The 21753-nt window shown below is 70.6% G+C and carries 19 protein-coding genes and 1 other RNA gene; 17 read left to right on the top strand and 3 right to left on the bottom strand.

Features of this window, described 5'->3' with window-relative positions:
• The first annotated feature begins 292 nt into the window (after positions 1 to 292).
• A complete protein-coding gene (locus OG514_RS08360) occupies positions 293 to 1000 on the top strand; it encodes an LPXTG cell wall anchor domain-containing protein (protein WP_266892446.1) in 708 nt (235 codons plus the stop codon).
• A 132-nt stretch (positions 1001 to 1132) separates the two neighbouring features.
• Here OG514_RS08360 and OG514_RS08355 read toward each other — a convergent pair whose 3' ends face one another.
• Positions 1133 to 1315: a hypothetical protein gene (locus tag OG514_RS08355; RefSeq protein ID WP_015033932.1), complete on the bottom strand. Its 183-nt coding sequence runs from the start codon at positions 1313 to 1315 to the stop codon at positions 1133 to 1135.
• 235 nt (positions 1316 to 1550) lie between these two features.
• Here OG514_RS08355 and ftsE point away from each other — a divergent pair, with 235 nt between their 5' ends.
• The 5 genes from ftsE to ssrA all read left to right on the top strand — a co-directional run bounded on the left by ftsE (position 1551) and on the right by ssrA (position 5523).
• Entirely contained in the window at positions 1551 to 2240 is a 690-nt protein-coding gene (gene ftsE, locus OG514_RS08350; RefSeq protein WP_266892444.1) for a cell division ATP-binding protein FtsE, read from the top strand.
• Positions 2241 to 2263: 23 nt separating this feature from the next.
• Positions 2264 to 3184: a permease-like cell division protein FtsX gene (gene ftsX, locus OG514_RS08345; RefSeq protein ID WP_266892442.1), complete on the top strand. Its 921-nt coding sequence runs from the start codon at positions 2264 to 2266 to the stop codon at positions 3182 to 3184.
• A gap of 78 nt (positions 3185 to 3262) precedes the next feature.
• Positions 3263 to 4450: a S41 family peptidase gene (locus OG514_RS08340; protein WP_266892441.1), complete on the top strand. Its 1188-nt coding sequence runs from the start codon at positions 3263 to 3265 to the stop codon at positions 4448 to 4450.
• Positions 4451 to 4468: 18 nt separating this feature from the next.
• A complete protein-coding gene (gene smpB / locus OG514_RS08335; RefSeq protein ID WP_266892440.1) occupies positions 4469 to 5008 on the top strand; it encodes an SsrA-binding protein SmpB in 540 nt (179 codons plus the stop codon).
• Between the two features lie 122 nt (positions 5009 to 5130).
• Positions 5131 to 5523, top strand: a transfer-messenger RNA (tmRNA) gene (ssrA, locus tag OG514_RS08330).
• A 129-nt stretch (positions 5524 to 5652) separates the two neighbouring features.
• On the opposite strand, the gene OG514_RS08325 is transcribed toward ssrA, so the two are convergent.
• Entirely contained in the window at positions 5653 to 6930 is a 1278-nt protein-coding gene (locus OG514_RS08325; protein ID WP_266892438.1) for an MFS transporter, read from the bottom strand.
• A gap of 83 nt (positions 6931 to 7013) precedes the next feature.
• Here OG514_RS08325 and OG514_RS08320 point away from each other — a divergent pair, with 83 nt between their 5' ends.
• The 6 genes from OG514_RS08320 to OG514_RS08295 all read left to right on the top strand — a co-directional run bounded on the left by OG514_RS08320 (position 7014) and on the right by OG514_RS08295 (position 15671).
• Complete coding sequence (locus OG514_RS08320; protein ID WP_266892436.1) at positions 7014 to 8006, top strand: LysR family transcriptional regulator; 993 nt, start codon at positions 7014 to 7016, stop codon at positions 8004 to 8006.
• A 180-nt stretch (positions 8007 to 8186) separates the two neighbouring features.
• Positions 8187 to 9545, top strand: coding sequence for a NarK/NasA family nitrate transporter (locus tag OG514_RS08315; RefSeq protein WP_266892434.1), 1359 nt, complete (start codon positions 8187 to 8189; stop codon positions 9543 to 9545).
• Between the two features lie 84 nt (positions 9546 to 9629).
• Complete coding sequence (locus tag OG514_RS08310) at positions 9630 to 10766, top strand: uroporphyrinogen-III synthase (RefSeq protein WP_266892432.1); 1137 nt, start codon at positions 9630 to 9632, stop codon at positions 10764 to 10766.
• Between the two features lie 95 nt (positions 10767 to 10861).
• A complete protein-coding gene (locus OG514_RS08305) occupies positions 10862 to 13213 on the top strand; it encodes a UvrD-helicase domain-containing protein (RefSeq protein WP_266892430.1) in 2352 nt (783 codons plus the stop codon).
• Positions 13214 to 13646: 433 nt separating this feature from the next.
• On the top strand, positions 13647 to 15077 hold the full coding sequence (locus tag OG514_RS08300; protein WP_266892428.1) for an NAD-dependent malic enzyme: 1431 nt from the start codon (positions 13647 to 13649) through the stop codon (positions 15075 to 15077).
• 312 nt (positions 15078 to 15389) lie between these two features.
• Entirely contained in the window at positions 15390 to 15671 is a 282-nt protein-coding gene (locus OG514_RS08295; RefSeq protein ID WP_017237029.1) for an HU family DNA-binding protein, read from the top strand.
• A 170-nt stretch (positions 15672 to 15841) separates the two neighbouring features.
• Here OG514_RS08295 and murA read toward each other — a convergent pair whose 3' ends face one another.
• Positions 15842 to 17188 (bottom strand): UDP-N-acetylglucosamine 1-carboxyvinyltransferase, encoded by a 1347-nt coding sequence (murA, locus tag OG514_RS08290; RefSeq protein ID WP_266892420.1) that lies wholly within the window; start codon positions 17186 to 17188, stop codon positions 15842 to 15844.
• Between the two features lie 301 nt (positions 17189 to 17489).
• On the opposite strand from murA, the gene OG514_RS08285 reads away from it, so the two are divergent.
• From OG514_RS08285 to OG514_RS08265, 5 genes are all read left to right on the top strand, one after another.
• Entirely contained in the window at positions 17490 to 18050 is a 561-nt protein-coding gene (locus OG514_RS08285) for a YqgE/AlgH family protein (protein WP_266892418.1), read from the top strand.
• 52 nt (positions 18051 to 18102) lie between these two features.
• A complete protein-coding gene (locus OG514_RS08280; RefSeq protein ID WP_015033918.1) occupies positions 18103 to 18390 on the top strand; it encodes a DUF3039 domain-containing protein in 288 nt (95 codons plus the stop codon).
• Between the two features lie 251 nt (positions 18391 to 18641).
• Positions 18642 to 19946 carry an extracellular solute-binding protein gene (locus OG514_RS08275; protein WP_266892415.1) on the top strand — a complete coding sequence of 435 codons (1305 nt, stop codon included), beginning with the start codon at positions 18642 to 18644 and terminating at the stop codon, positions 19944 to 19946.
• A 5-nt stretch (positions 19947 to 19951) separates the two neighbouring features.
• Complete coding sequence (locus OG514_RS08270; protein WP_266892413.1) at positions 19952 to 20914, top strand: carbohydrate ABC transporter permease; 963 nt, start codon at positions 19952 to 19954, stop codon at positions 20912 to 20914.
• Complete coding sequence (locus OG514_RS08265) at positions 20911 to 21750, top strand: carbohydrate ABC transporter permease (protein ID WP_266892411.1); 840 nt, start codon at positions 20911 to 20913, stop codon at positions 21748 to 21750. The genes OG514_RS08270 and OG514_RS08265 overlap by 4 nt, the downstream gene beginning before the upstream one ends.
• The last annotated feature ends 3 nt before the right edge of the window (positions 21751 to 21753 follow it).

The following is a 21753-nucleotide window of genomic DNA, read 5'->3' as shown; positions in this document are numbered from 1 at the left end:
AGCGGAAACAGCGCCACGGGGACGCTTTGTCGACAAGGGAACTGGCGGTGCGGGGCCCGGAGTTCTGGGTTTACGTCACAGTTGCATCGTCGTATGTGGGACAGCTAGTGATCTTTCGGGCATCGCACGCGCAACGACCTTGACGCTTCATCGGAAAATCGGAAGGGTGGCGTACTGGCATGCGCATTTCTGGGGCGCGTGCGAGCGGGGGCCGGTCCAGTAGTGAGCCGCCTCTGCCGCGTGCCCCGAGCGCTGCCCCATGACGAGATGAGCTACTGGGGGTAGCAGCCAGATGACCAAGCAGTTGCGAGTCCGTATCGCGCGCATCGCCGCCGGTGCGGTGATCGCCGCCGGCGCGTCGCTCACCGCGGCGGGTGCCGCGCAGGCCGTGGGCGCCTTCGGCGAGGGCCCGACCCCGGAGCCCACGTGCCTCCCCGGGGACCTCGGTTGCGAGGAGACCACGCCGCCGCCGACCACCGAGCCGCCGACGACGGAGCCCACGACGGAGCCTCCGACCACGGAGCCCACGACGGAGCCTCCGACCACGGAGCCCACGACGGAGCCTCCCACCACGGAGCCCACGACGGAGCCTCCCACCACGGAGCCCACGACGGAGCCTCCCACCACGGAGCCCACGACGGAGCCGCCGGTCACCACGCCGCCGACCACCGCCCCGGAGCCGGGCGACACGGACGGCCCCGGTCAGACCGAGGCGCCCGTCACCCCGGACGAGGACGGCGGGAACACCGACAACGGTGACGCCGGCACCTGCACCGTCGACCTCGACGGCGCCGAGTGCGTGGACACCGGCAACAACAACACCGACACCAACAACGCCGGCTCGCAGCCCGTGCAGCAGGGTCAGGCGAAGGAGGAGCTCGCCGAGACCGGTGCGGCCGAGACCTCGTTCCTGATCATCGGCGCCGCGACCATGATCGCCGGTGGCATCGGCTTCCGTATGCTGCCGCGTCTCGTCGGCGGTGGCCGTGCCGCCGTCTGATCCAGCCGCGAGCGTGGATCCGTACGGCGCGTGACGTGCAGCGCATGACGTACAGAGCATGAGGAAGGGCCGGGGAGCTTCTCCCCGGCCCTTCCTCATGGTTCCGGCTCGTGTGGACGCCGTGCGGTCCCGCTAGACCGTACGGACCGCCGCGAGCAGTGCGATCGCGGCCAGTAGGGCGATCGCCAGCGTCAGCAGCATCGCGGGCGAGAGACCCTGCGGGGTCAGTCGCTCCCGGTTCGCGCGGCAGACGGGGCAGCGGCCCTCGGCGACCGGGGCCGCGCAGTTGGCGCACACCAGTCGGTCGTAGGTCATGCGCTCTCCTCCTCCCGCACTGGGTTTCACACCAGGACAACGTCCGGTGGGGTCCCGACGTTCCCCCTACCACTGTGCCAGCTCGACGGCGTTTCGGCGCGCCCCACCGGATTGCCCCCGTTCCGTCCCGAAGGGCGAAAAGGATAAACCTCGCAAGCCAGGACCGCGACTGCGCGGTCCTTCCCCGTTCGCGTAAGGTCACGCACACCTACTCCCGGCCGACCGTGGTGCATCCGTGATCCGATTCGACAACGTCTCCAAGTCCTATCCGAAGCAGAGCCGCCCCGCGCTCCGGGATGTCTCCCTGGAGATCGAGAAGGGGGAGTTCGTCTTCCTCGTCGGTTCCTCCGGCTCCGGTAAGTCGACTTTCCTGCGACTGCTCCTGCGTGAGGAGCGCGCCAGTCAGGGCCAGGTGCACGTCCTCGGCAAGGACCTGGCCCGGCTCTCCAACTGGAAGGTGCCGCAGATGCGGCGCCAGTTGGGCACCGTCTTCCAGGACTTCCGCCTGCTGCCCAACAAGACCGTCGCCCAGAACGTGGCCTTCGCCCAGGAGGTCATCGGCAAGCCGCGCGGCGAGATCCGCAAGGCCGTGCCGCAGGTGCTCGACCTGGTCGGGCTCGGCGGCAAGGAGGACCGGATGCCGGGCGAGCTCTCCGGTGGTGAGCAGCAGCGCGTCGCCATCGCCCGTGCCTTCGTCAACCGCCCGATGCTGCTGATCGCCGACGAGCCCACCGGCAACCTCGACCCGCAGACCTCGGTCGGCATCATGAAGCTGCTCGACCGCATCAACAGGACAGGGACCACCGTCGTCATGGCGACCCACGACCAGAACATCGTCGACCAGATGCGCAAGCGCGTCATAGAGCTGGAGAAGGGCCGACTCGTCCGAGACCAGGCCCGCGGCGTCTACGGTTACCAGCACTGAGCAGGTAGGGGACTCAACACACCATGCGCGCTCAGTTCGTGCTCTCCGAGATCGGTGTCGGTCTCCGGCGCAATCTCACGATGACGTTCGCCGTCATCGTCTCCGTGGCCCTCTCGCTCGCCCTGTTCGGCGGCGCGCTGCTCATGCGCGAGCAGGTCAGCACGATGAAGGACTACTGGTACGACAAGGTCAACGTCTCCATCTACCTCTGCACCAAGGCCGACGCCGCCTCCGCGGCGGGCAAGTGCGGCAAGGGCGCGGTCACGGCCCAGCAGAAGGAGCAGCTCCAGGCCGACCTGAAGGACATGAACATCGTCGAGACCGTCTTCTACGAGTCGGCCGACGAAGCGTTCAAGCGTTACAAGGAGGAGTACGGCGACACCGCCATCGCCTCCGTCATCACGCCGGACCAGATGCCCGAGTCGTTCCGGGTGAAGCTGAAGGACCCGGAGAAGTACAAGGTCGTCGCCACCGCCTTCGCGGGGCGTGACGGCGTGGAGTCGGTCCAGGACCAGCGGGGCATCCTGCAGAACCTCTTCGACCTGATGAACGGCATGAACATCGCCGCCCTCGGCGTCATGGGGCTGATGCTGGTCATCGCGCTGATGCTGATCGTCAACACGGTGCGCGTCTCGGCGTTCAGCCGTCGCCGTGAGACCGGCATCATGCGGCTGGTCGGCGCGTCCAGCTTCTACATCCAGATGCCGTTCATCATGGAGGCGGCGTTCGCCGGACTCCTCGGTGGCGCGGTCGCCTGTGTGCTGCTGCTCGTCGGTCGGTACTTCCTGATCGACCACGGCATCGCGCTCGCGGAGAAGATGCAGCTCGTCAACTTCATCGGCTGGGACGCCGTGTTCGCCAAGCTGCCGCTCGTGATCGCCATCGGGCTGCTGATGCCCGCCGTGGCCGCTTTCATCGCGCTGCGCAAGTACCTGAAGGTGTGAGAAGACACTTCTGACGGTGGATGGCGCCGTACGGGCAAAGCCCGTGCGGCGCCGTTGCCTTGTCCTAGAGTGGGCGCCATGCCGGCCGGCACCGACCACCTCTGTATCCGGCCCCGCGGAGTGTTCCGTGGGGCCGTTCTGACGTTGGTCTTCACCGGCGTCCTCGCCACCGCCGCCGCCACCGGCTCCCTGCCCCGGCAGGAGTCCGCGGCCGGGCGGGCGGAGGCGGCCCTGCGCGTGGGGGAGGGGTCCCGGGACTCCACGACCGTCGACAGCGCCGCCCTGAGCCGGGCCGCCGCCGATGCCATGGCCGACGGCAAGTCGGGCAAGAAGGCCGCGGAGGAGTTCGTCAGCCGCAGCGGCGACCGCTGGGGCGCGGTGTACGACAAGCGGGAGTACGCCGAGTTCGAGCAGGCCCTCGACGGCGCCTACACGGGCGTGGGGCTCTCCGCGGGCCGGGCCGCCGAAGGCCGGGTCCGGGTGACCCGGGTGCAGTCCGGCGGCCCCGCCGAGCGCGCCGGGCTCCGGGCCGACGACCGGCTGGTCTCCGTCGACGGGCGCCCCGTCGACGGACTCTCGGTCTCCGAGGTCGTCGCCCTCCTGCGCGGCGACGGCGTACCCGGCTCCACCGTCGCCCTCCGGGTCGAGCGCGGCCGCGCCGTCTGGACGCAGACCCTGCGCCGGGCCCGGCTGGCCACGGACCCGGTCACCGTCCGCCGCCTCGACGACGGGACCCTGATGATCCGGGTCGCCGCCTTCACCAAGGGCGCGGGCACGCGCGTGCGTGACGCGGTACGGGACGCCCCGGCCGGCGCCGGCGTCCTCCTGGACCTGCGGGGCAACGCCGGCGGACTGGTCGCCGAGGCCGCCGTGGCCGCCTCCGCCTTCCTCGACGGTGGTCTGGTCGCCACGTACGACGTGGAGGGCGAGCAGCGGGCCGTGTACGCGGAGGGCGGCGGCGACACCGTCCGGCCTCTGGTGGCGCTGATCGACGGCGGCACGATGAGCGCGGCCGAGCTGCTCACCGGCGCCCTCCAGGACCGGGGCCGGGCCGTCACGGTCGGTTCGCGCACCTTCGGCAAGGGCTCGGTCCAGATGCCGAGCGCCCTGCCGGACGGTTCCGTCGCCGAGCTGACCGTCGGTCACTACCGCACACCGGCCGGTCACACCGTGGACGGCCGGGGCATCACCCCCGACCTGACGGCCGGGGAACGGGCGGAAGAACGGGCGAAGACGGTATTGAGTGGCCTCGGAGGGGGCTCGTAGTGCGAAAATGACTGCACTATGGCAAAGGGACTCGTGAACGTGCAGGGCAAGCCTGCGAAGAAGAACCAGGACAAGGCGCCCGAGCGCAAGATCATCGCGCAGAACAAGAAGGCGCGCCACGACTATCACATCGTCGACACCTACGAGTGCGGCGTGGTGCTCATGGGCACCGAGGTGAAGTCGCTGCGGATGGGCCGTGCCTCCCTGGTCGACGGCTTCGTGCAGATCGACCGGCACGAGGCGTGGCTGCACAACATCCATGTGCCCGAGTACATGCAGGGCAGCTGGACCAACCACTCGGCGAAGCGGAAGCGCAAGCTGCTGCTGCACCGCGAGGAGATCGACAAGCTGGAGGCGAAGTCGCAGGAGACGGGTCACACGATCGTGCCCCTCGCGCTGTACTTCCTCAACGGCCGCGTCAAGGTCGAGATCGCGCTCGCCAAGGGCAAGAAGGAGTTCGACAAGCGTCAGACCCTGCGGGAGAAGCAGGACACGCGCGAGACCAACCGGGCCATCGCGGCGGCCAAGCGCAAGCAGCGGGCGGCGCAGGCCGCGTAGCCCCCTCGGCGCTGTTCGGCGGAGCGGCGCGGTCGCGGGTAATACGCTGGCGACAGCACCCGTCGGTCACGTACGATGGGTCGTGCCCACCTCGCAAGAGGTGTGCTTTGAAAAATAAACATGGGGATGATCGGTTTCGACAGCGGATACCGATGCAGGGGAAGCGTGTCGAGGAAGCGGCAATGATCTCGTTAACCATATGTCGCAACCAATAATCGCCAACTCCAAGAGCGATAACTCCCGCTTCGCCCTCGCTGCCTAATTTTAGGTAACGACAAGAAGCCTCTGTGAGGAGCGTCAGCCCGGGGGTGGTCCCGACCCGGATCCTGGCGTCATTTAGGGATCTAAACCTCTAGCCCCGGTCACGGGGGTTAGAGGGAAATCAAACAGTGACTGAGCCCGTCGGAGACTTGTCCGTGTGATCTCCGGGGCTGAGAAACTCGTAGCGGACTGCGCACGGAGAAGCCCTGTTTCCGTACCGTTGGACGCGGGTTCGATTCCCGCCATCTCCACCGAGCGTCCGAGAGGCAAGCCCCCTCGGACACCTCATCCCATGTGGGCAGAGGCCCGGCAGTCGTCAGACTGCCGGGCCTTTGTCATGCCCGGCCTTTGTCATGCCCGGCCTTTGTCATGCCCGGCCTTTGTCATGCCCGGCCGTCCACTCGCGTCGTCGCGCAGAGGGTCAGGGCGAGGGCCGCCGCCCCGGCCGGGATCAGGAAGCCGAAGGCCGCGAAGGGGGCGTGGTCGGCGGCCCAGCCGCCGGTGGCGGAGCCCGCCGCGATGCCGCCGAGGAGGGCGGTCACGGCCAGCGTCATGCCCTCGTTGAGCTGGGACGCCGGGGTCAGACGCTGGACCAGGCCCATGCCCGTCACCATCGTCGGGGCCGTCGCCATGCCCGCCAGGAGCAGTCCGGCGGCGAGGGCGGGCAGCGAACCGGTCGAGGCGGCGAGCAGCGGCATCGTCATGAGGAGGGCCATGGCGGCCAGGCAGGTGCGGAGCCGTGCGGTGCGGTGGGCGCGGCCGTAGAGGAGGCCGGCCGCGCAGGAACCGGCGGCCTGGAGAGCGAGGACCGGTCCCGCGACGGGGCCGTCCACGAACGCCACGGTCACCACCTCCATGGAGCCGAAGACCGCCCCGGTGGCGAGGAAGACCGCCAGGATCGGGGCCATGCCCGGGACCCGGAGCGGGGAGCCGGCGGAGGTGACGGGCGAGACCGGGGGTTCGGTGGAGCGCTGGGCCGCGAAGATCAGGACGCCGGTGAGGAACAGGACGGCGCCGCCGAGGGTGCCCGCCTCGGGGAAGAGCGTGGAACAGAGCAGCGCGGCGACGACCGGGCCGAGCATGAAGCAGAGCTCGTCGGTGGCCTGCTCGAAGGCGTTGGCGGTGTGCAGGGCGTCCCGGTCGCCCTTCAGGAGATGGGCCCAGCGGGCCCGCGACATGCCGCCGGTGTTGGGGGAGGTGGCGGTGAGGGCCGTGGTGGCGAACAGCGCCCAGACGGGCGCCTTCTCGTGGACGCAGAGGAGCAGGACCAGATGGCCGAGAACCGCGTAGACGGTGGCGGGGACGGCGATCCGCGCCTGGCCGTACCGGTCGACGAGCCGGGCGATCCAGGGGGCGGTGAGGGCCCCGGCGGCCATGCCGGTGGCGGTCACGCCGCCCGCGAGGGCGTACGAGTCGTACGCCGCCGCGATCATGATCACGGCGCTGACGCCGAACATGCCCATGGGGAGCCGGGCGATCAGGTTGCCGACGATGAAGGCGCGGGCGCCGGGGACGGCGAAGAGGCGGAGGTAGGAATTGCGGGGGGCGGGGGTGGAGGCGGGGGGAGCGGTGGGGCTGCTGGGGACGGCGGTGCGCCGGTCGCTGTAGCGGGGGGCGAGGGCCGGGCCCGCCGGGGTGAGGGTGAGGTCCGGTTGCGGCATGGATCAAGGCTCGCGGGAGTCGGCCGGGTGGGTCCAACACCTGTTCGGTGGCCATTCACGCAGCTGTGTTGTTAAATGCGGCGATGGTCTCCCCGGTGCCTTTCCCCAGGTCGGCGTCCGCCGCGCCGCGTGACATCGATCCCCGCCTCCTGCGCGCCTTCACCGCCGTCGCGGAGGACCTGCACTTCACCCGCGCCGCCACCCGCCTCTACGTCGCCCAGCAGGCCCTCAGTCGTGACATCCGGCGCCTGGAGCGCGAGTTGGGCGCCGAGCTCTTCGTACGGACCACCCGGCAGGTCTCCCTCACCCCGGACGGCGAGCGCCTCCTCCCGTACGCGCACCGGGTGTTGGCCGCCCAGGACGAGCTGGCCGAGGCCTTCCGGGCCGCGCCCCGGCCCCTCCTCGTCGACCTCAACAGCCCCGACCTCGCCCCCGAGGAGGTCCTGCGCCGGGCCCGCGAACTCGCCCCGGAACAGGAGCTGATGGCCCGCTACGAGAGCGGACTCACCGGAGCCGTACGGGAGATCCTCGCCGGCCGGATCGACACCTCCTTCGGGCGGTACGGAGGGCTCGACGCCGGGCTGCGGGCGCGGCTCGACGTCCAGTTCGTACGGTACGAGCGGATGGCCGTGATCCTGCCCGAGGACCATCCGCTCGCCGGGCTGCCCGAAGTACCGCTCGCCGCTCTCGCCGGGGAACGGATCTACGCGGGCGCGGGGAACGACCGCACGCCCGAGTGGACCGACCTCGCCGCCCGGCTCTTCGCCGGGCGCGGCATCGAGGTCGCCCCGCCCGCGCCGCTCGCGGTCGGCAAGGAGGAGTTCCGCCGCATCATGGCCAAGCACCGCAACCCGGTGCTCGCCGTCGTCGACTTCCCGCCCATGCCGGGCTGCGTGCTGCGGCCGCTCGTCGACCCCGTGCCCCTGTCACCCGTGAGCCTGGTGTGGCGCAAGGGGCTGAGCCACCCCGGCCTGGACGCACTGCGGACCGCCGCCGCCGAGATCGGCGCCCGGGAGGGCTGGCACACCCGCCCGGCCGGCTCCTGGCTGCCGGAGGGGGAACCGGGGCTGCCGTAGCGGGTGCCCGGGCCCCCGGGGCGCGTACAGGCGCTCACAGGGCCGTCGCGCGCCGGGTGAGAGCAAGGTTCCGTTGCCGTCACTTCTCGGCACCAGGCTGAAACGCGACCTCCCTAGGGTCGGTGGCAGGTGGACCGGGGCTGTGGACGCCCCAGGACCCGACACCCGCGGAGGTACGACATGGGCGGCAGCCGGTGGATCGAGCAGTGGGAGCCGGAGGACGAGACGTTCTGGCGCGAGAAGGGGGAGCGGATCGCGCGGCGGAACCTGCTCTTCTCCGTCATCTCCGAGCACATCGGCTTCTCCATCTGGAGCCTGTGGTCGGTCATGGTCCTCTTCATGGGGCCGCAGTACGGCGTCGACCCGGCCGGCAAGTTCTTCCTGATCGGCACCGCGACCTTCGTCGGCGCGCTGATCCGGATCCCGTACACCTTCGCCGTCGCCCGCTTCGGCGGCCGTAACTGGACGGTCTTCAGCGCCCTGCTGCTCCTGCTGCCCACCGGCTTCGCGTTCGCGGTGATGGAGCCCGGGACCTCGTACACCACCCTCGTCCTGGTGGCCGCGCTCACCGGCGTGGGCGGCGGCAACTTCGCCTCCTCGATGACCAACATCAACGCCTTCTTCCCGCTGCGGAAGAAGGGCTGGGCGCTCGGGCTCAACGCCGGCGGCGGCAACATCGGCGTCCCCGTCGTCCAGCTCGTCGGCCTCCTCGTGATCGGCACGGCGGGCGCCATGCACCCCCGGATCGTGCTCGGCGTCTACCTGCCCCTGATCGTCGTCGCCGCCGTGTGCGCCGCGCTCTTCATGGACAACCTCGCCCCCGTCAAGAACGACACCGGGGCCGCGAAGGAGGCCGTGAAGGCCCGCCACACCTGGATCATGGCCTTCCTGTACGTCGGGACCTTCGGCTCCTTCATCGGCTACAGCTTCGCCTTCGGACTCGTCCTCCAGACCCAGTTCGGCCGCACCCCGCTGCAGGCCGCCTCGCTCACCTTCATCGGCCCGCTGCTCGGCTCCCTCATCAGGCCCGTCGGCGGCTCCCTCGCCGACCGGCACGGCGGCGCCCGCATCACCCTGGGGACCTTCGCCGCGATGGCCGCCGCGACCGGTGTGGTGATCTACGCCTCCGTGATCGAATCCCTCACCGTCTTCCTCATCGGCTTCATCGGACTCTTCGTCCTCAGCGGCCTCGGCAACGGTTCCACGTACAAGATGATCCCGGCGATCTTCCTCGCCCAGGGGCACCGGAAGGGCCTCGCCGGAGATGCCGCCGAGGCCTACGGTCGGCGCCTCTCCGGGGCCGCCATGGGCCTCATCGGGGCGGTCGGCGCGCTCGGCGGCCTCGGCATCAACCTCGCCTTCCGGCAGTCCTTCCAGGCCTCCGGCACCGGCACCGCGGCCTTCGTCGCCTTCCTCGCCTTCTACGCGGCCTGCATGGTCGTCACCTGGGCGGTATACCTTCGAGCTCCGGCCGCGGTACCCGAGAACGCCGAGGCCGTCACCGAGCCGGAGCCCCGGCCCGGCTACGCGAAGGTGTGATGTCCGGTGCCCGGCGCGGACCGTAACGATCAGGAAATACGGGCGAACCGAGACCGTCACGCGTCCCCGTCAGGCTCTGACCTCATGGACGAGCAAGAACACGGCCCCCTCGCCGGCTTCACCGTCGGCGTCACCGCGGCGCGGCGCGCGGACGAACTCATCGCGCTGCTGCGCCGACGCGGCGCGGCCGTCGTCCACGGCCCCGCCCTGCGGATCGTGCCCCTCGCGGACGACACCGAACTCCTCGCCGCCACCAAGGAACTCATCGGCCACGCCCCGGACGTCGTCATCGCCACCACGGCGATCGGCTTCCGGGGCTGGGTCGAGGCGGCGGAGGGCTGGGGGTGCGGGGAGGACCTCCTCGCCGTCCTGCGGGACGTCGAACTCCTCGCCCGGGGACCCAAGGTCAAGGGGGCCGTACGGGCCGCCGGACTCACCGAGTCCTGGTCGCCCGGCTCGGAGTCCATGGCCGAGGTCCTCGACCGGCTCCTCGCCGAAGGCGTGGCGGGCCGGCGGATCGCGCTCCAGCTGCACGGTGAGCCGCTGCCCGGCTTCGTCGAGGCGCTCACCGCCGGCGGCGCCGAGGTCGTCGGCGTCCCCGTCTACCGCTGGATGCCGCCGGAGGACGTCGGCCCGCTCGACCGGCTCCTCGACGGAGTCCTGTCGGGCGGCCTGGACGCCGTCACCTTCACCAGCGCCCCCGCCGCGGCCTCGCTGTTCTCCCGGGCCGCGGAGAGGGGCGTACGGGACGCACTCGTCGCCGCGCTCCGGCACGACGTCCTCGCGGTCTGCGTGGGCCCCGTGACGGCCCTCCCGCTGCAGGCCGAGGGCATCGCCACGTACCAGCCGGAGCGCTTCCGGCTCGGCCCCCTCGTCCAGCTCCTCTGCAAGGAACTGCCGGCCCGCTCACGGGCCCTGCCCGTGGCCGGCCACCAGGTGGAGGTCCGCGGCCACGCCGTCCTCGTCGACGGCCTCCTGCGGCCCGTCCCGCCCGCCGGAATGGCCCTCCTCGGACTCCTCGCCCGTCGCCCCGGCTGGGTGGTGTCCCGGGCCGACCTGCTGCGGGCGCTGCCCGGCGCGGGGCGCGACGAGCACGCGGTGGAGACGGCGATGGCGCGGCTGCGGGCGGCGCTCGGCACGCCGAAGCTGATCCAGACGGTGGTGAAGCGGGGGTACCGGCTGGCACTGGACCCGACGGCGGACTCGAAGTACGACGAGTAGCCGGACGTGGGGCGCGTGGGTGACCCGCCTGACACGGTGGCCTGTGGTGGCGTACGCTCGACGGCTGCCCAGTGCACGTCAGAAGGGGGCCTTAGGTGGCCGCGCAGGAAGCCGTGGACACGGTCAGAGACCGTGAGATCGGTGTCGAGCAGGAACATCTGGATCACGTCTACCGCCGACTGGAGGAGAAGATCCACGAGGCGGAGTTCCTGATGAACGACGCCGCCCAGCGGGGCCAGGTCGGCACGCCCGGCGCCCTCGCCGAGCGCGACGCCCAGGTCTTCCGGGCCGGCATCCACCTCAACAGGCTCAACAACGAGTTCGAGGACTTCCTCTTCGGCCGGATCGATCTGCTGTACGGGAAGGACGGGAAGAAGGGGCCCGACGGGGCCTACACCTCGATCGAGCCCGCCGAGGACGCCGTACGGCCCGACAACACCGCCGAGATCGGCGAGACCCTCCACATCGGCCGGATCGGGGTCCTCGACTCCGACTACGCGCCGCTGGTCATCGACTGGCGCGCGCCCGCCGCCGCGCCCTTCTACCGGTCGACGCCGGTCGACCCGGGCCGGGTCGTACGCCGCCGGGTCATCCGCTCCAAGGGCCGCCAGGTCCTCGGCGTCGAGGACGACCTGATGCGCCCCGAGCTGCGGGCCACCCTCGACGGGCGCGAACTGCCGGTGATCGGCGACGGCGCCCTGATGGCCGCCCTCGGCCAGGCCCGCAGCCACACCATGCGGGACATCGTCTCCTCCATCCAGGCGGAGCAGGACCTCGTCATCCGCGCGCCCGCCGCCTCCGTCACGTACGTCGAGGGCGGTCCGGGCACGGGGAAGACGGCGGTCGCGCTGCACCGGGCCGCGTACCTGCTCTACCAGGACCGGCGGCGGTACGCGGGCGGCATCCTGATCGTCTCCCCGACCCCGCTCCTCGTCTCGTACACCGAGGGCGTCCTGCCCTCGCTGGGCGAGGAGGGCCAGGTGGCGATCCGGGCCGTCGGCTCGCTCGTCGACGGGGCCGAGGCAACCGCCTACGACGACCCGGCCGTCGCCCGGATCAAGGGCTCCTCCCGGATGCTCCACGTGCTGCGCAAGGCCGCCCGTGGCGCCCTGGAGACCCCGGCGCCCAGGGCTCAGGCCCAGCTCGCCCTGGGCGACGAGGACGACGAGGCCACCGTGCCCGTCGGCACCCCCACGCGCCTGCGTGTGGTCGCCTTCGGCCGTCGCCTGGAGCTGGAGGCCGACGAGCTGCGGCGCATCCGGCACAACGTCCTCGGCGGTACGGCTCCGGTCAACCTGCTGCGCCCGCGGGCCCGCAGGCTGCTCCTGGACGCGCTGTACTCCAAGTCGGGCGCGGTCGGTCGGCACAGCGACCCCGAGCTGGCCGCCGAACTGCGCTCCTCCTTCGACGAGGACGTCTCCACCGAGGACTCCTTCCTCGGCTTCCTCGACGCATGGTGGCCCGAACTCACCCCGCGCCGGGTCCTCGACGCGATGGCCGACGAGCGGCGGCTCGGCCGCTGGGCCCGCCGCATCCTCAACCCGGGCGAGGTGCGCAGGCTCGCCCGCTCGCTGCGCCGCAAGGAGCTGTCCGTCCACGACGTGGCGCTCCTCGACGAGCTGCACACCCTGGTCGGCGCCCCGGCCCGGCCGAGGAAGCGCCGGGAGTACGACCCGCTCGACCAGCTCACGGGTCTGGAAGAGCTCATGCCCGTACGGGAGGAGACGCAGCGCGAGCGGGCCGAGCGGCTCGCCGCCGAGCGCACCGAGTACGCGCACGTGATCGTGGACGAGGCGCAGGACCTCACGCCCATGCAGTGGCGGATGGTCGGACGGCGCGGCCGGCACGCCACCTGGACGGTCGTCGGCGACCCGGCACAGTCCTCCTGGTCGGACCCGGACGAGGCGGCCGAGGCCCGCGACGAGGCCCTCGGGTCACGGCCGCGGCGCCGCTTCGAGCTGACCGTGAACTACCGGAACCCGGCGGAGATCGCCGAGCTGGCCGCCAAGGTGCTCGCCCTCGCCATGCCGGGCAAGGAGTCGCCGCGCGCGGTCCGCTCGACGGGCGTCGAGCCCCGTTTCGTACCGGTGCGGGAGACGGCGGGGAAGCCGGATCTGGCCGAAACCGTACGGTCCGAGGCGCGGCTGCTCCTGGAGCGGGTCGAGGGCACGGTCGGTGTCGTCGTCGCCATGAACCGGCGTCAGGAGGCGGCCCGCTGGCTCGCCGAGCTGGGCGACCGGGTGGTGGCGCTCGGTTCCCTGGAGGCGAAGGGCCTGGAGTACGACGCCACGGTGGTCGTCTCGCCGGCGGAGATCGCCGACGAGTCCCCGGCGGGTCTGCGGGTCCTCTACGTGGCCCTCACCCGGGCGACGCGGCAGCTCACGGTGGTCGCTGCGGCGGCGGACATGCCGGACGAGGCGGGGGTTCCGGACCTGCTGAGGGACTGATCCGAGGGGCGCGGGGGAGTGATCCGAGGCGCCGTGGGGAGGGGGCGGAGGGCCGATTTCCGGTCAACCTGTGGCGCTGGAATCACTGCACAGGGTCGTTTGTTAGCCTTGTCGTGGCACCGGCTCGATCCAAGCCCCCGGGCCCAACCTTCGTCCCTTTGAGGGACCACTTGCCGCGAGGCGAGCATGGCGGGTCGGTGCCACTCAATCGTTTTCTCGTGCGTAGCTACGAAGTCGAGGCTCCTGTCACCCCTGGTGACGGGGGCCTCTTCTGTTTCCCGGCAGCTTCTCGTATGGTGGAAACTACTTTCCGAAAACAAAATGACCGCATTACCTGCTACCGGCAGGTAGGTGCGACCATCGGAGGGCGCCGCCGGGCAACCAGCCGGGGCGGCGTAGCAACGAAGCTCAGGGAAAGCAGAGGAAGTCGGCCATGGCAACGGCGCCCAGCGTCTCGTACTCGATGACGGTCCGGCTGGAGGTTCCCGCGAGCGGAACCGCGGTCTCCCAGCTCACCACGGCGGTGGAGTCCCACGGCGGATCCGTCACCGGCCTCGACGTGACCGCCTCCGGCCACGAGAAGCTCCGCATCGACGTCACCATCGCCGCGACCTCGACCGCGCACGCCGACGAGATCGTCGAGCAGCTGCGCACCATCGAGGGCGTCGTCCTCGGCAAGGTCTCCGACCGTACGTTCCTGATGCACCTCGGCGGCAAGATCGAGATGGCGTCCAAGCACCCCATCCGCAACCGTGATGACCTCTCCATGATCTACACCCCGGGCGTCGCCCGCGTGTGCATGGCGATCGCCGAGAACCCCGAGGACGCCCGCCGCCTCACCATCAAGCGCAACTCCGTCGCGGTCGTCACCGACGGCTCCGCCGTCCTCGGCCTCGGCAACATCGGCCCGATGGCGGCCCTGCCCGTCATGGAGGGCAAGGCCGCCCTCTTCAAGCGCTTCGCCGGCATCGACGCCTGGCCGATCTGCCTCGACACGCAGGACACCGACGAGATCGTCGCGATCGTCAAGGCGATCGCCCCCGGCTTCGCGGGCATCAACCTGGAGGACATCTCCGCGCCGCGCTGCTTCGAGATCGAGGCCCGGCTGCGCGAGGCCCTCGACATCCCCGTCTTCCACGACGACCAGCACGGCACCGCCATCGTCGTCCTCGCCGCCCTCACCAACGCGCTGCGCGTCGTCAACAAGGGCATCGGCGACGTACGGGTCGTCATGTCCGGTGCCGGCGCCGCCGGTACGGCCATCCTGAAGCTGCTGATCGCCGCGGGCGTCAAGCACGCCGTCGTCGCCGACATCCACGGCGTCGTGCACGCGGGCCGCGAGGACCTCGTGGACGCCGCGCCCGGCACTCCGCTGCGCTGGATCGCCGACAACACCAACCCCGAGGGCGTCACCGGCACCCTCAAGCAGGCCGTGGTCGGCGCGGACGTGTTCATCGGCGTCTCGGCCCCCAACCTGCTGGGCGCGCAGGACGTCGCCGCCATGGCGGAGGGCGCGATCGTGTTCGCGCTCGCGAACCCCGACCCGGAGGTCGACCCGGCCGCCGCGCGTCAGACGGCCGCCGTCGTCGCCACCGGCCGCTCCGACTTCCCGAACCAGATCAACAACGTGCTGGTCTTCCCGGGTGTCTTCCGCGGTCTCCTCGACGCCCAGTCCCGTACGGTCAACACGGAGATGATGCTGGCGGCCGCCACGGCCCTCGCCGACGTCGTCACCGAGGACGAGCTGAACCCGAACTACATCATCCCGTCGGTCTTCAACGACAAGGTCGCGGGTGCGGTCGCCGGAGCCGTGCGCAACGCGGCGAAGGCGGCGGCCGGCGGCCCGGCGGCGACCGGGCGCTGACGGCGCGTCGCGATTCGCGGAGCCGTAAACCCGCCTTTAGGGTGGCTTTTCGGCTCCGCGTGGTTTTCGCGGAGTCGACAGAACGTCACCACCACGGGGCTCTGGCGCTTTTCGTGTGACCCCAGGGGGTGCCGGATTGGCGTTCCCGCCGCTGGTGGGGGCAGGATGCGTGTTTGGGCGCGAGGGTCTGTCATTAGACCCGGGTCCGGGGACTGTCCGAAGGCCCTGGCAGCATCGGCTTCGCTGTACCCAATCACGCGGCTTCCGCCGCGTGGCACGCCTCACAGGCAAGAAGAACACGGGAGTAACAACATGAACCGCAGTGAGCTGGTGGCCGCCCTGGCCGACCGCGCCGAGGTGACCCGCAAGGACGCCGACGCCGTGCTGGCCGCTCTCGCCGAGACCGTCGGTGAGGTCGTCGCCAAGGGCGACGAGAAGGTCACCATCCCCGGCTTCCTGACCTTCGAGCGCACCCACCGTGCCGCTCGCACCGCTCGTAACCCGCAGACCGGCGACCCGATCAACATCCCGGCCGGCTACAGCGTGAAGGTCTCCGCGGGCTCGAAGCTCAAGGAAGCCGCCAAGGGCAAGTAAGGCCACCAAGGCCGCGTAAGCAGCCTGGAGGCGCAGGAAGGGCGGCCACCCTGTCAGGGGGTGGCCGCCCTTCCGTTTGCCCGTCAGACGGGCCTTGGCGCCTTCGGAAGGCGGTGTACGCGGGTGCGTGGCGCCCCCAGGGGCCGGCCACGCGCCCGCGTACCGCCCGTTTACACCAGTGCGCTGCCCGGCAGCTCGACCTTGGCGCCGAGCTCGACGAGCTTCTCCATGAAGTTCTCGTAGCCGCGGTTGATCAGCTCGATGCCGTGCACCCGGGAGGTGCCCTGGGCCGCGAGCGCCGCGATCAGGTACGAGAAGCCGCCGCGCAGGTCGGGGATGACCAGGTCGGCGCCCTGGAGCTTCGTCGGGCCGGACACGACCGCCGAGTGCAGGAAGTTGCGCTGGCCGAAGCGGCAGTCCGAGCCGCCCAGACACTCGCGGTACAGCTGGATGTGAGCGCCCATCTGGTTGAGCGCGGAGGTGAAGCCGAGCCGGGACTCGTACACCGTCTCGTGGACGATGGAGAGGCCGGAGGCCTGCGTCAGGGCCACGACCAGCGGCTGCTGCCAGTCCGTCTGGAAGCCGGGGTGCACGTCCGTCTCCAGGTGGATCGCGTTGAGCGAGCCGCCCGGGTGCCAGAAGCGGATGCCCTCGTCGTCGATCTCGAAGGCGCCACCCACCTTCCGGTACGTGTTGAGGAAGGTCATCATCGAGCGCTGCTGGGCGCCGCGCACGTAGATGTTGCCCTCGGTGGCGAGCGCCGCGGACGCCCAGGAGGCCGCTTCGAGGCGGTCCGGGAGCGCCCGGTGGGTGTAGCCGTCGAGGCGGTCGACACCGGTGATCCGGATGGTCCGGTCGGTGTCCATGGAGATGATCGCGCCCATTTTCTGCAGGACGCTGATCAGGTCCTCGATCTCGGGCTCCACGGCGGCGTTCGACAGCTCGGTGACGCCCTCGGCGAGCACGGCCGTCAGCAGCACCTGCTCGGTCGAGCCGACCGAGGGGTACGGCAGCCGGATCTTGCAACCGCGAAGACGCTGCGGGGCCTCCAGGTACTGGCCGCCCTCCCGCTTCTCGATGGTGGCGCCGAACTGGCGCAGCACGTCGAAGTGGAAGTCGATGGGCCGGCCGCCGATGTCGCAGCCGCCGAGGCCCGGGATGAAGGCGTGGCCGAGACGGTGCAGCAGCGGGCCGCAGAAGAGGATCGGGATGCGGGACGAACCGGCGTGGGCATCGATGTCGGCGACGTTCGCCGACTCGACGTGCGTCGGGTCGAGGACGAGCTCGCCGGGCTCCTCGCCCGGGCGGACCGTCACTCCGTGCAGCTGGAGCAGCCCGCGGACCACGCGGACGTCCCGGATGTCGGGAACGTTGCGCAGGCGGCTCGGGCCGCTGCCGAGCAGGGCGGCGACCATCGCCTTGGGCACGAGGTTCTTCGCGCCGCGGACGCGGATCTCGCCCTCCAGCGGGGTTCCGCCATGGACGAGCAGTACATCATGGCTGTCTGTGCCGGTCATGAATCTCGCGTTCCGGAGTGGGGTCGGTCGGGTGGCCAGTGAAAAGGGTAAGGGGCCATGAGACCTCCAAGGAGTGCCTCGGGGGGCCTGTCAGATGTAATGAATTCGGCACAACACCCTCTGTTCCCGTGATCTTGCGGAGCGTCACCGTCCGTTTCCGTCGCCGGGACGGCCCGCGGCCCCCTCTTCATCGCGGCGGTCACCGATCTGATCTGCGGTGGTCGGCGACTTCCCGCCATCGCTCCGGTTCGTCCCGTCCGACAACCCCCGCGAACGCCGAAGATGCGGGATCATGTGTCGCATGACCGAGGTGTCCTCGCTCACAGGACGGCTGCTCGTCGCCACCCCCGCCCTCGCGGACCCGAATTTCGACCGCGCGGTGGTGCTGCTGCTCGACCACGACGACGAGGGCTCACTCGGCGTGGTCCTCAACCGGCCGACGCCGGTGACCGTCGGCGACATCCTCGCCCCCTGGGCCGGACTCGCCGGCGAACCCGGCGTCGTCTTCCAGGGTGGCCCCGTCTCGCTCGACGCGGCCCTCGGCATCGCCGTGATCCCCGGCGACGAGGGCCCGCTCGGCTGGCGGCGGGTGTACGGGGCGATCGGCCTGGTCGATCTGGAGACCCCGCCCGAGCTGCTCGGACCGGCCCTCGGCTCGCTGCGGATCTTCGCCGGATACGCGGGCTGGGGCCCCGGCCAGATGGAGTCCGAGCTCGGCGCCGGGGCCTGGTACGTGGTCGAGTCGGAGCCCGGCGACGTCTCCTCGCCGCAGCCCGAGACGCTCTGGCGGCAGGTGCTCAGACGGCAGCGCGGCGACCTCGCGATGATCGCGACGTACCCCGACGACCCGTCCCTCAACTGACGGCGACCCGTCCCTCAACCGCGGGCCCCGGCTTTCAGTACCCTTGGCGGTTATGAGCACTCTCGAGCCCGAGCGCGGGGCAGGTACGGGAACCCTCGTCGAGCCGACGCCGCAGGTGTCCCACGGTGACGGCGACCACGAGCGCTACGCCCATTACGTCCAGAAGGACAAGATCATGGCGAGCGCCCTCGACGGCACCCCCGTCGTGGCGCTGTGCGGAAAGGTCTGGGTGCCGGGGCGTGACCCCAAGAAGTACCCGGTCTGTCCGATGTGCAAGGAGATCTACGACTCCATGGGCGCCGGCGGTGGCGACAAGGACAAGGGCGGCAAGGACAAGTAGGTGTCCTGACGTCCGGGGATGTCGGGGGCGGCCCCCGTCACGCGTACTTCGGTACGGGTGACGGGGGCCGTTTCGCGTTCCGGGGGCCTTTCGGCGCGCGTTGCGCAGGGTGCATTCGCCGGTCACGGAGTGGTTGAGGTGGTCGAGACCTCTTGTCGGGTCGCCTGAGGCGCGCCTAACCTCACGCGTGTTGTGCAGAACGAAACGCGCATTGCGCATGCTGCAACGCACGCACCTGGAGGGGATCCGTCATGAAGCTTCCTGCCTGCCTCACCGCCCCGGCCGCCGCACTCCTGCTGGCCGGCCTGACCGCCACCGCCTGCGCGCCCCAGATCTCCGACGGCAAGGCGACGACGGACGAGAAGACCGGCACCCTGCGGGTCTGGCTCTTCCAGGAGGTGAGCAACAAGCCCAAGGAACAGGTCGTCGCACAGGCCGTCGCCGCCTTCGAGAAGCAGCACCAGGGCGCGAAGGTCGAGGTCGAGTACATCCCCGTCGAGACCCGCGCCCAGCGCGTCAAGGCCGCCTTCAACGACCCCAAGTCGGCCCCCGACCTCATCGAGTACGGCAACACCGACACCGCCGGATACGTGAAGGACGGCGGACTCGCCGACATCAGCGCCGAGTTCGGCGCCTGGGACGAGGCCAAGGACACCGACCCCACCGCCAAGCAGTCCGTCACCGTCGGCGGAAAGGTCTACGGATCCCCGCTCTTCGTCGGCGTCCGCGCCCTCTACTACCGCACCGACGTGTTCGAGGAACTCGGCCTGACCGCCCCCAAGAGCCAGGCCGAACTCGTCTCCACCGCGAAGAAGATCCGCAAGGCCAAGCCCGACCTGTACGGCATCGCCGTCGGCGGCGCGTACACCTACGGCGCCGTGCCCTTCGTCTGGGCGGCCGGCGGCGAACTCGCCACCGCGAACGGCGACTCGTACAAGGCCGCCGTCAACAGCGAGGCCGCCCTCAAGGGCATCGGCACCTACACCTCGCTCTTCGGCGACGACAACTGCCCCGCCGCAAAGTGCGCCCAGATGGGCGGCAACGCCACCGTCACCGCCTTCGCCTCCGGCAAGGCCGCCATGGCCATCGGCGGCGACTTCAGCCACGCCGCCGTCGAAGCCGGCACCGTCAAGGGCAAGTACGCCGTCGTCCCGCTGCCCGGCACCACCCCCGGCTCTATCGCCCCGGCCTTCGCCGGCGGCAACAACATCGGCGTCCTCAAGAGCACCTCGCACCGCAGCCTCGCCGTCGACCTCCTCAAGTCCCTCACCGGCAAGGAGACCCAGGGCCGGCTCTTCGACGCGATGGGCTTCCTCCCCACGTACACCGACGTCCGGACCGCCGCAGCCCAGCGGCAGCCCTTCGTGAAGCCCTTCATCGACACCCTCGGCGCGGGCACCAAGTTCGTCCCGGCGTCCCCCGGCTGGGGCCAGATCGACGCCTCCCTCGTCCTGCCCACGATGTTCCAGGAGGTCGTCAGCGGCCGTAAGGACGTCAAGGCGGCGGCCGACGACGCCGCGAAGAAGATGGACGCGGCCTTCGCGCCGGCGGGCTGAGCCGCATGACGACCCAGCTCACCGTCACCGAGAAGCGGCCGGGCCCGACCGCGCCCCCGGCCCCCCGGCCGGCCCGGCGCGGCGCCCCCAGGGGCCACCGCCCTTGGACCCCCTGGCTGTACCTAGTGCCCGCCCTCGCCGTCCTCGGCGGACTCCTCGTCTACCCCGTCTACCAGCTCGGCCTGATCTCCTTCCTGGAGTACACCCAGGCCCAGGTCAGCGGCGGCGAACCCACCTCCTTCAAGGGCTTCGGCAACTACACGACCCTCTTCGCCGACCCCCAGTTCCGGCAGGTCCTCCTCGCCACCGTCCTCTTCGCCGCCGCCTGCGTCGTCACCACGCTCGCCGTCGGCTGCGCCCTCGCCGTACTCCTCACGCGCGTGCGTGCCCTGCCGCGGTTCGTTCTGATGATGGCCGCGCTCGGCGCCTGGGCCACGCCCGCGATCACCGGCTCGACGGTCTGGGTCTTCCTCTTCGACGCCGACTTCGGCCCCGTCAACAAACTGCTCGGGCTCGGCGACTTCTCCTGGACGTACGGCAAGTACAGCGCCTTCGCCCTCGTCCTCCTCGAAGTCGTCTGGTGTTCCTTCCCGTTCGTGATGGTCACCGTCTACGCGGGCATCAAGGCCATCCCGTCCGAGGTCCTGGAGGCCGCCGCCCTCGACGGCGCCTCACAGTGGCGGATCTGGCGCTCGGTCATGGCGCCGATGCTCCGGCCGATCCTGGTCGTCGTCACGATCCAGTCGATCATCTGGGACTTCAAGCTCTTCACCCAGATCTACGTGATGACGAACGGCGGCGGCATCGCCGGCCAGAACCTCGTCCTCAACGTGTACGCCTACCAGAAGGCCTTCGCCTCGTCCCAGTACAGCCTGGGCTCGGCGATCGGCGTCGTCATGCTGCTGATCCTGCTGGCCGTGACGCTCGTCTACCTGCGCCTGCTGCGACGCCAGGGAGAAGCACTGTGACCACATTCCGAGTGCGGCGGCCCGGGCGCCTCGCCGCCGAGGCCGTCACCCTGCTCGTCGCGGCCGCCGTCGCCTTCCCCCTGTACTGGATGGTCCTCTCGGCCTTCAAACCGGCCGGCGAGATCCAGTCCACCGACCCCCGACCGTGGACGCTCTCCCCGTCCCTCGACTCCTTCCGGCGCGTCTTCGAACAGCAGGACTTCGGCCGCTACTTCCTCAACTCGCTGATCGTGGCGGGCACGGTCGTCCTCGCCTCCGCGCTGATCGCCTTCCTGGCGGCGACGGCCGTCACCCGGTTCCGCTTCAGGTTCCGGACGACGCTCCTGATCATGTTCCTGGTCGCCCAGATGGTGCCGGTCGAGGCCCTGGCCATCCCGCTGTTCTTCCTCATGCGGGACACCGGCCAGCTCAACACCCTCGGCGCGCTGATCCTGCCGCACATCGCCTTCTCGCTGCCCTTCGCGATCTGGATGCTGCGGGGCTTCGTCAAGGCGGTGCCGGAGGCCCTGGAGGAACAGGCGCAGATCGACGGGGCCAGCCGCACGCGGTTCCTGTGGCAGATCCTCTTCCCGCTGGTCTTCCCCGGCCTCGTGGCGACGAGCGTCTTCTCGTTCATCTCGACCTGGAACGACTTCCTCTTCGCGAAGTCGTTCATCATCAGCGACACCTCGCAGTCGACCCTGCCCATGGCCCTGCTCGTCTTCTTCAAGCCCGACGAGAACGACTGGGGAGGCATCATGGCCGGCTCGACCGTGATGACCGTCCCGGTGCTCGTCTTCTTCGTACTCGTACAGCGCCGCCTGGTCTCGGGACTGGGCGGGGCGGTGAAGGACTGACGC

Source organism: Streptomyces sp. NBC_00572, from assembly GCF_026341815.1.
GTDB lineage: Bacteria > Actinomycetota > Actinomycetes > Streptomycetales > Streptomycetaceae > Streptomyces.
This window is presented reverse-complemented; position numbering and strand designations above follow the sequence as displayed.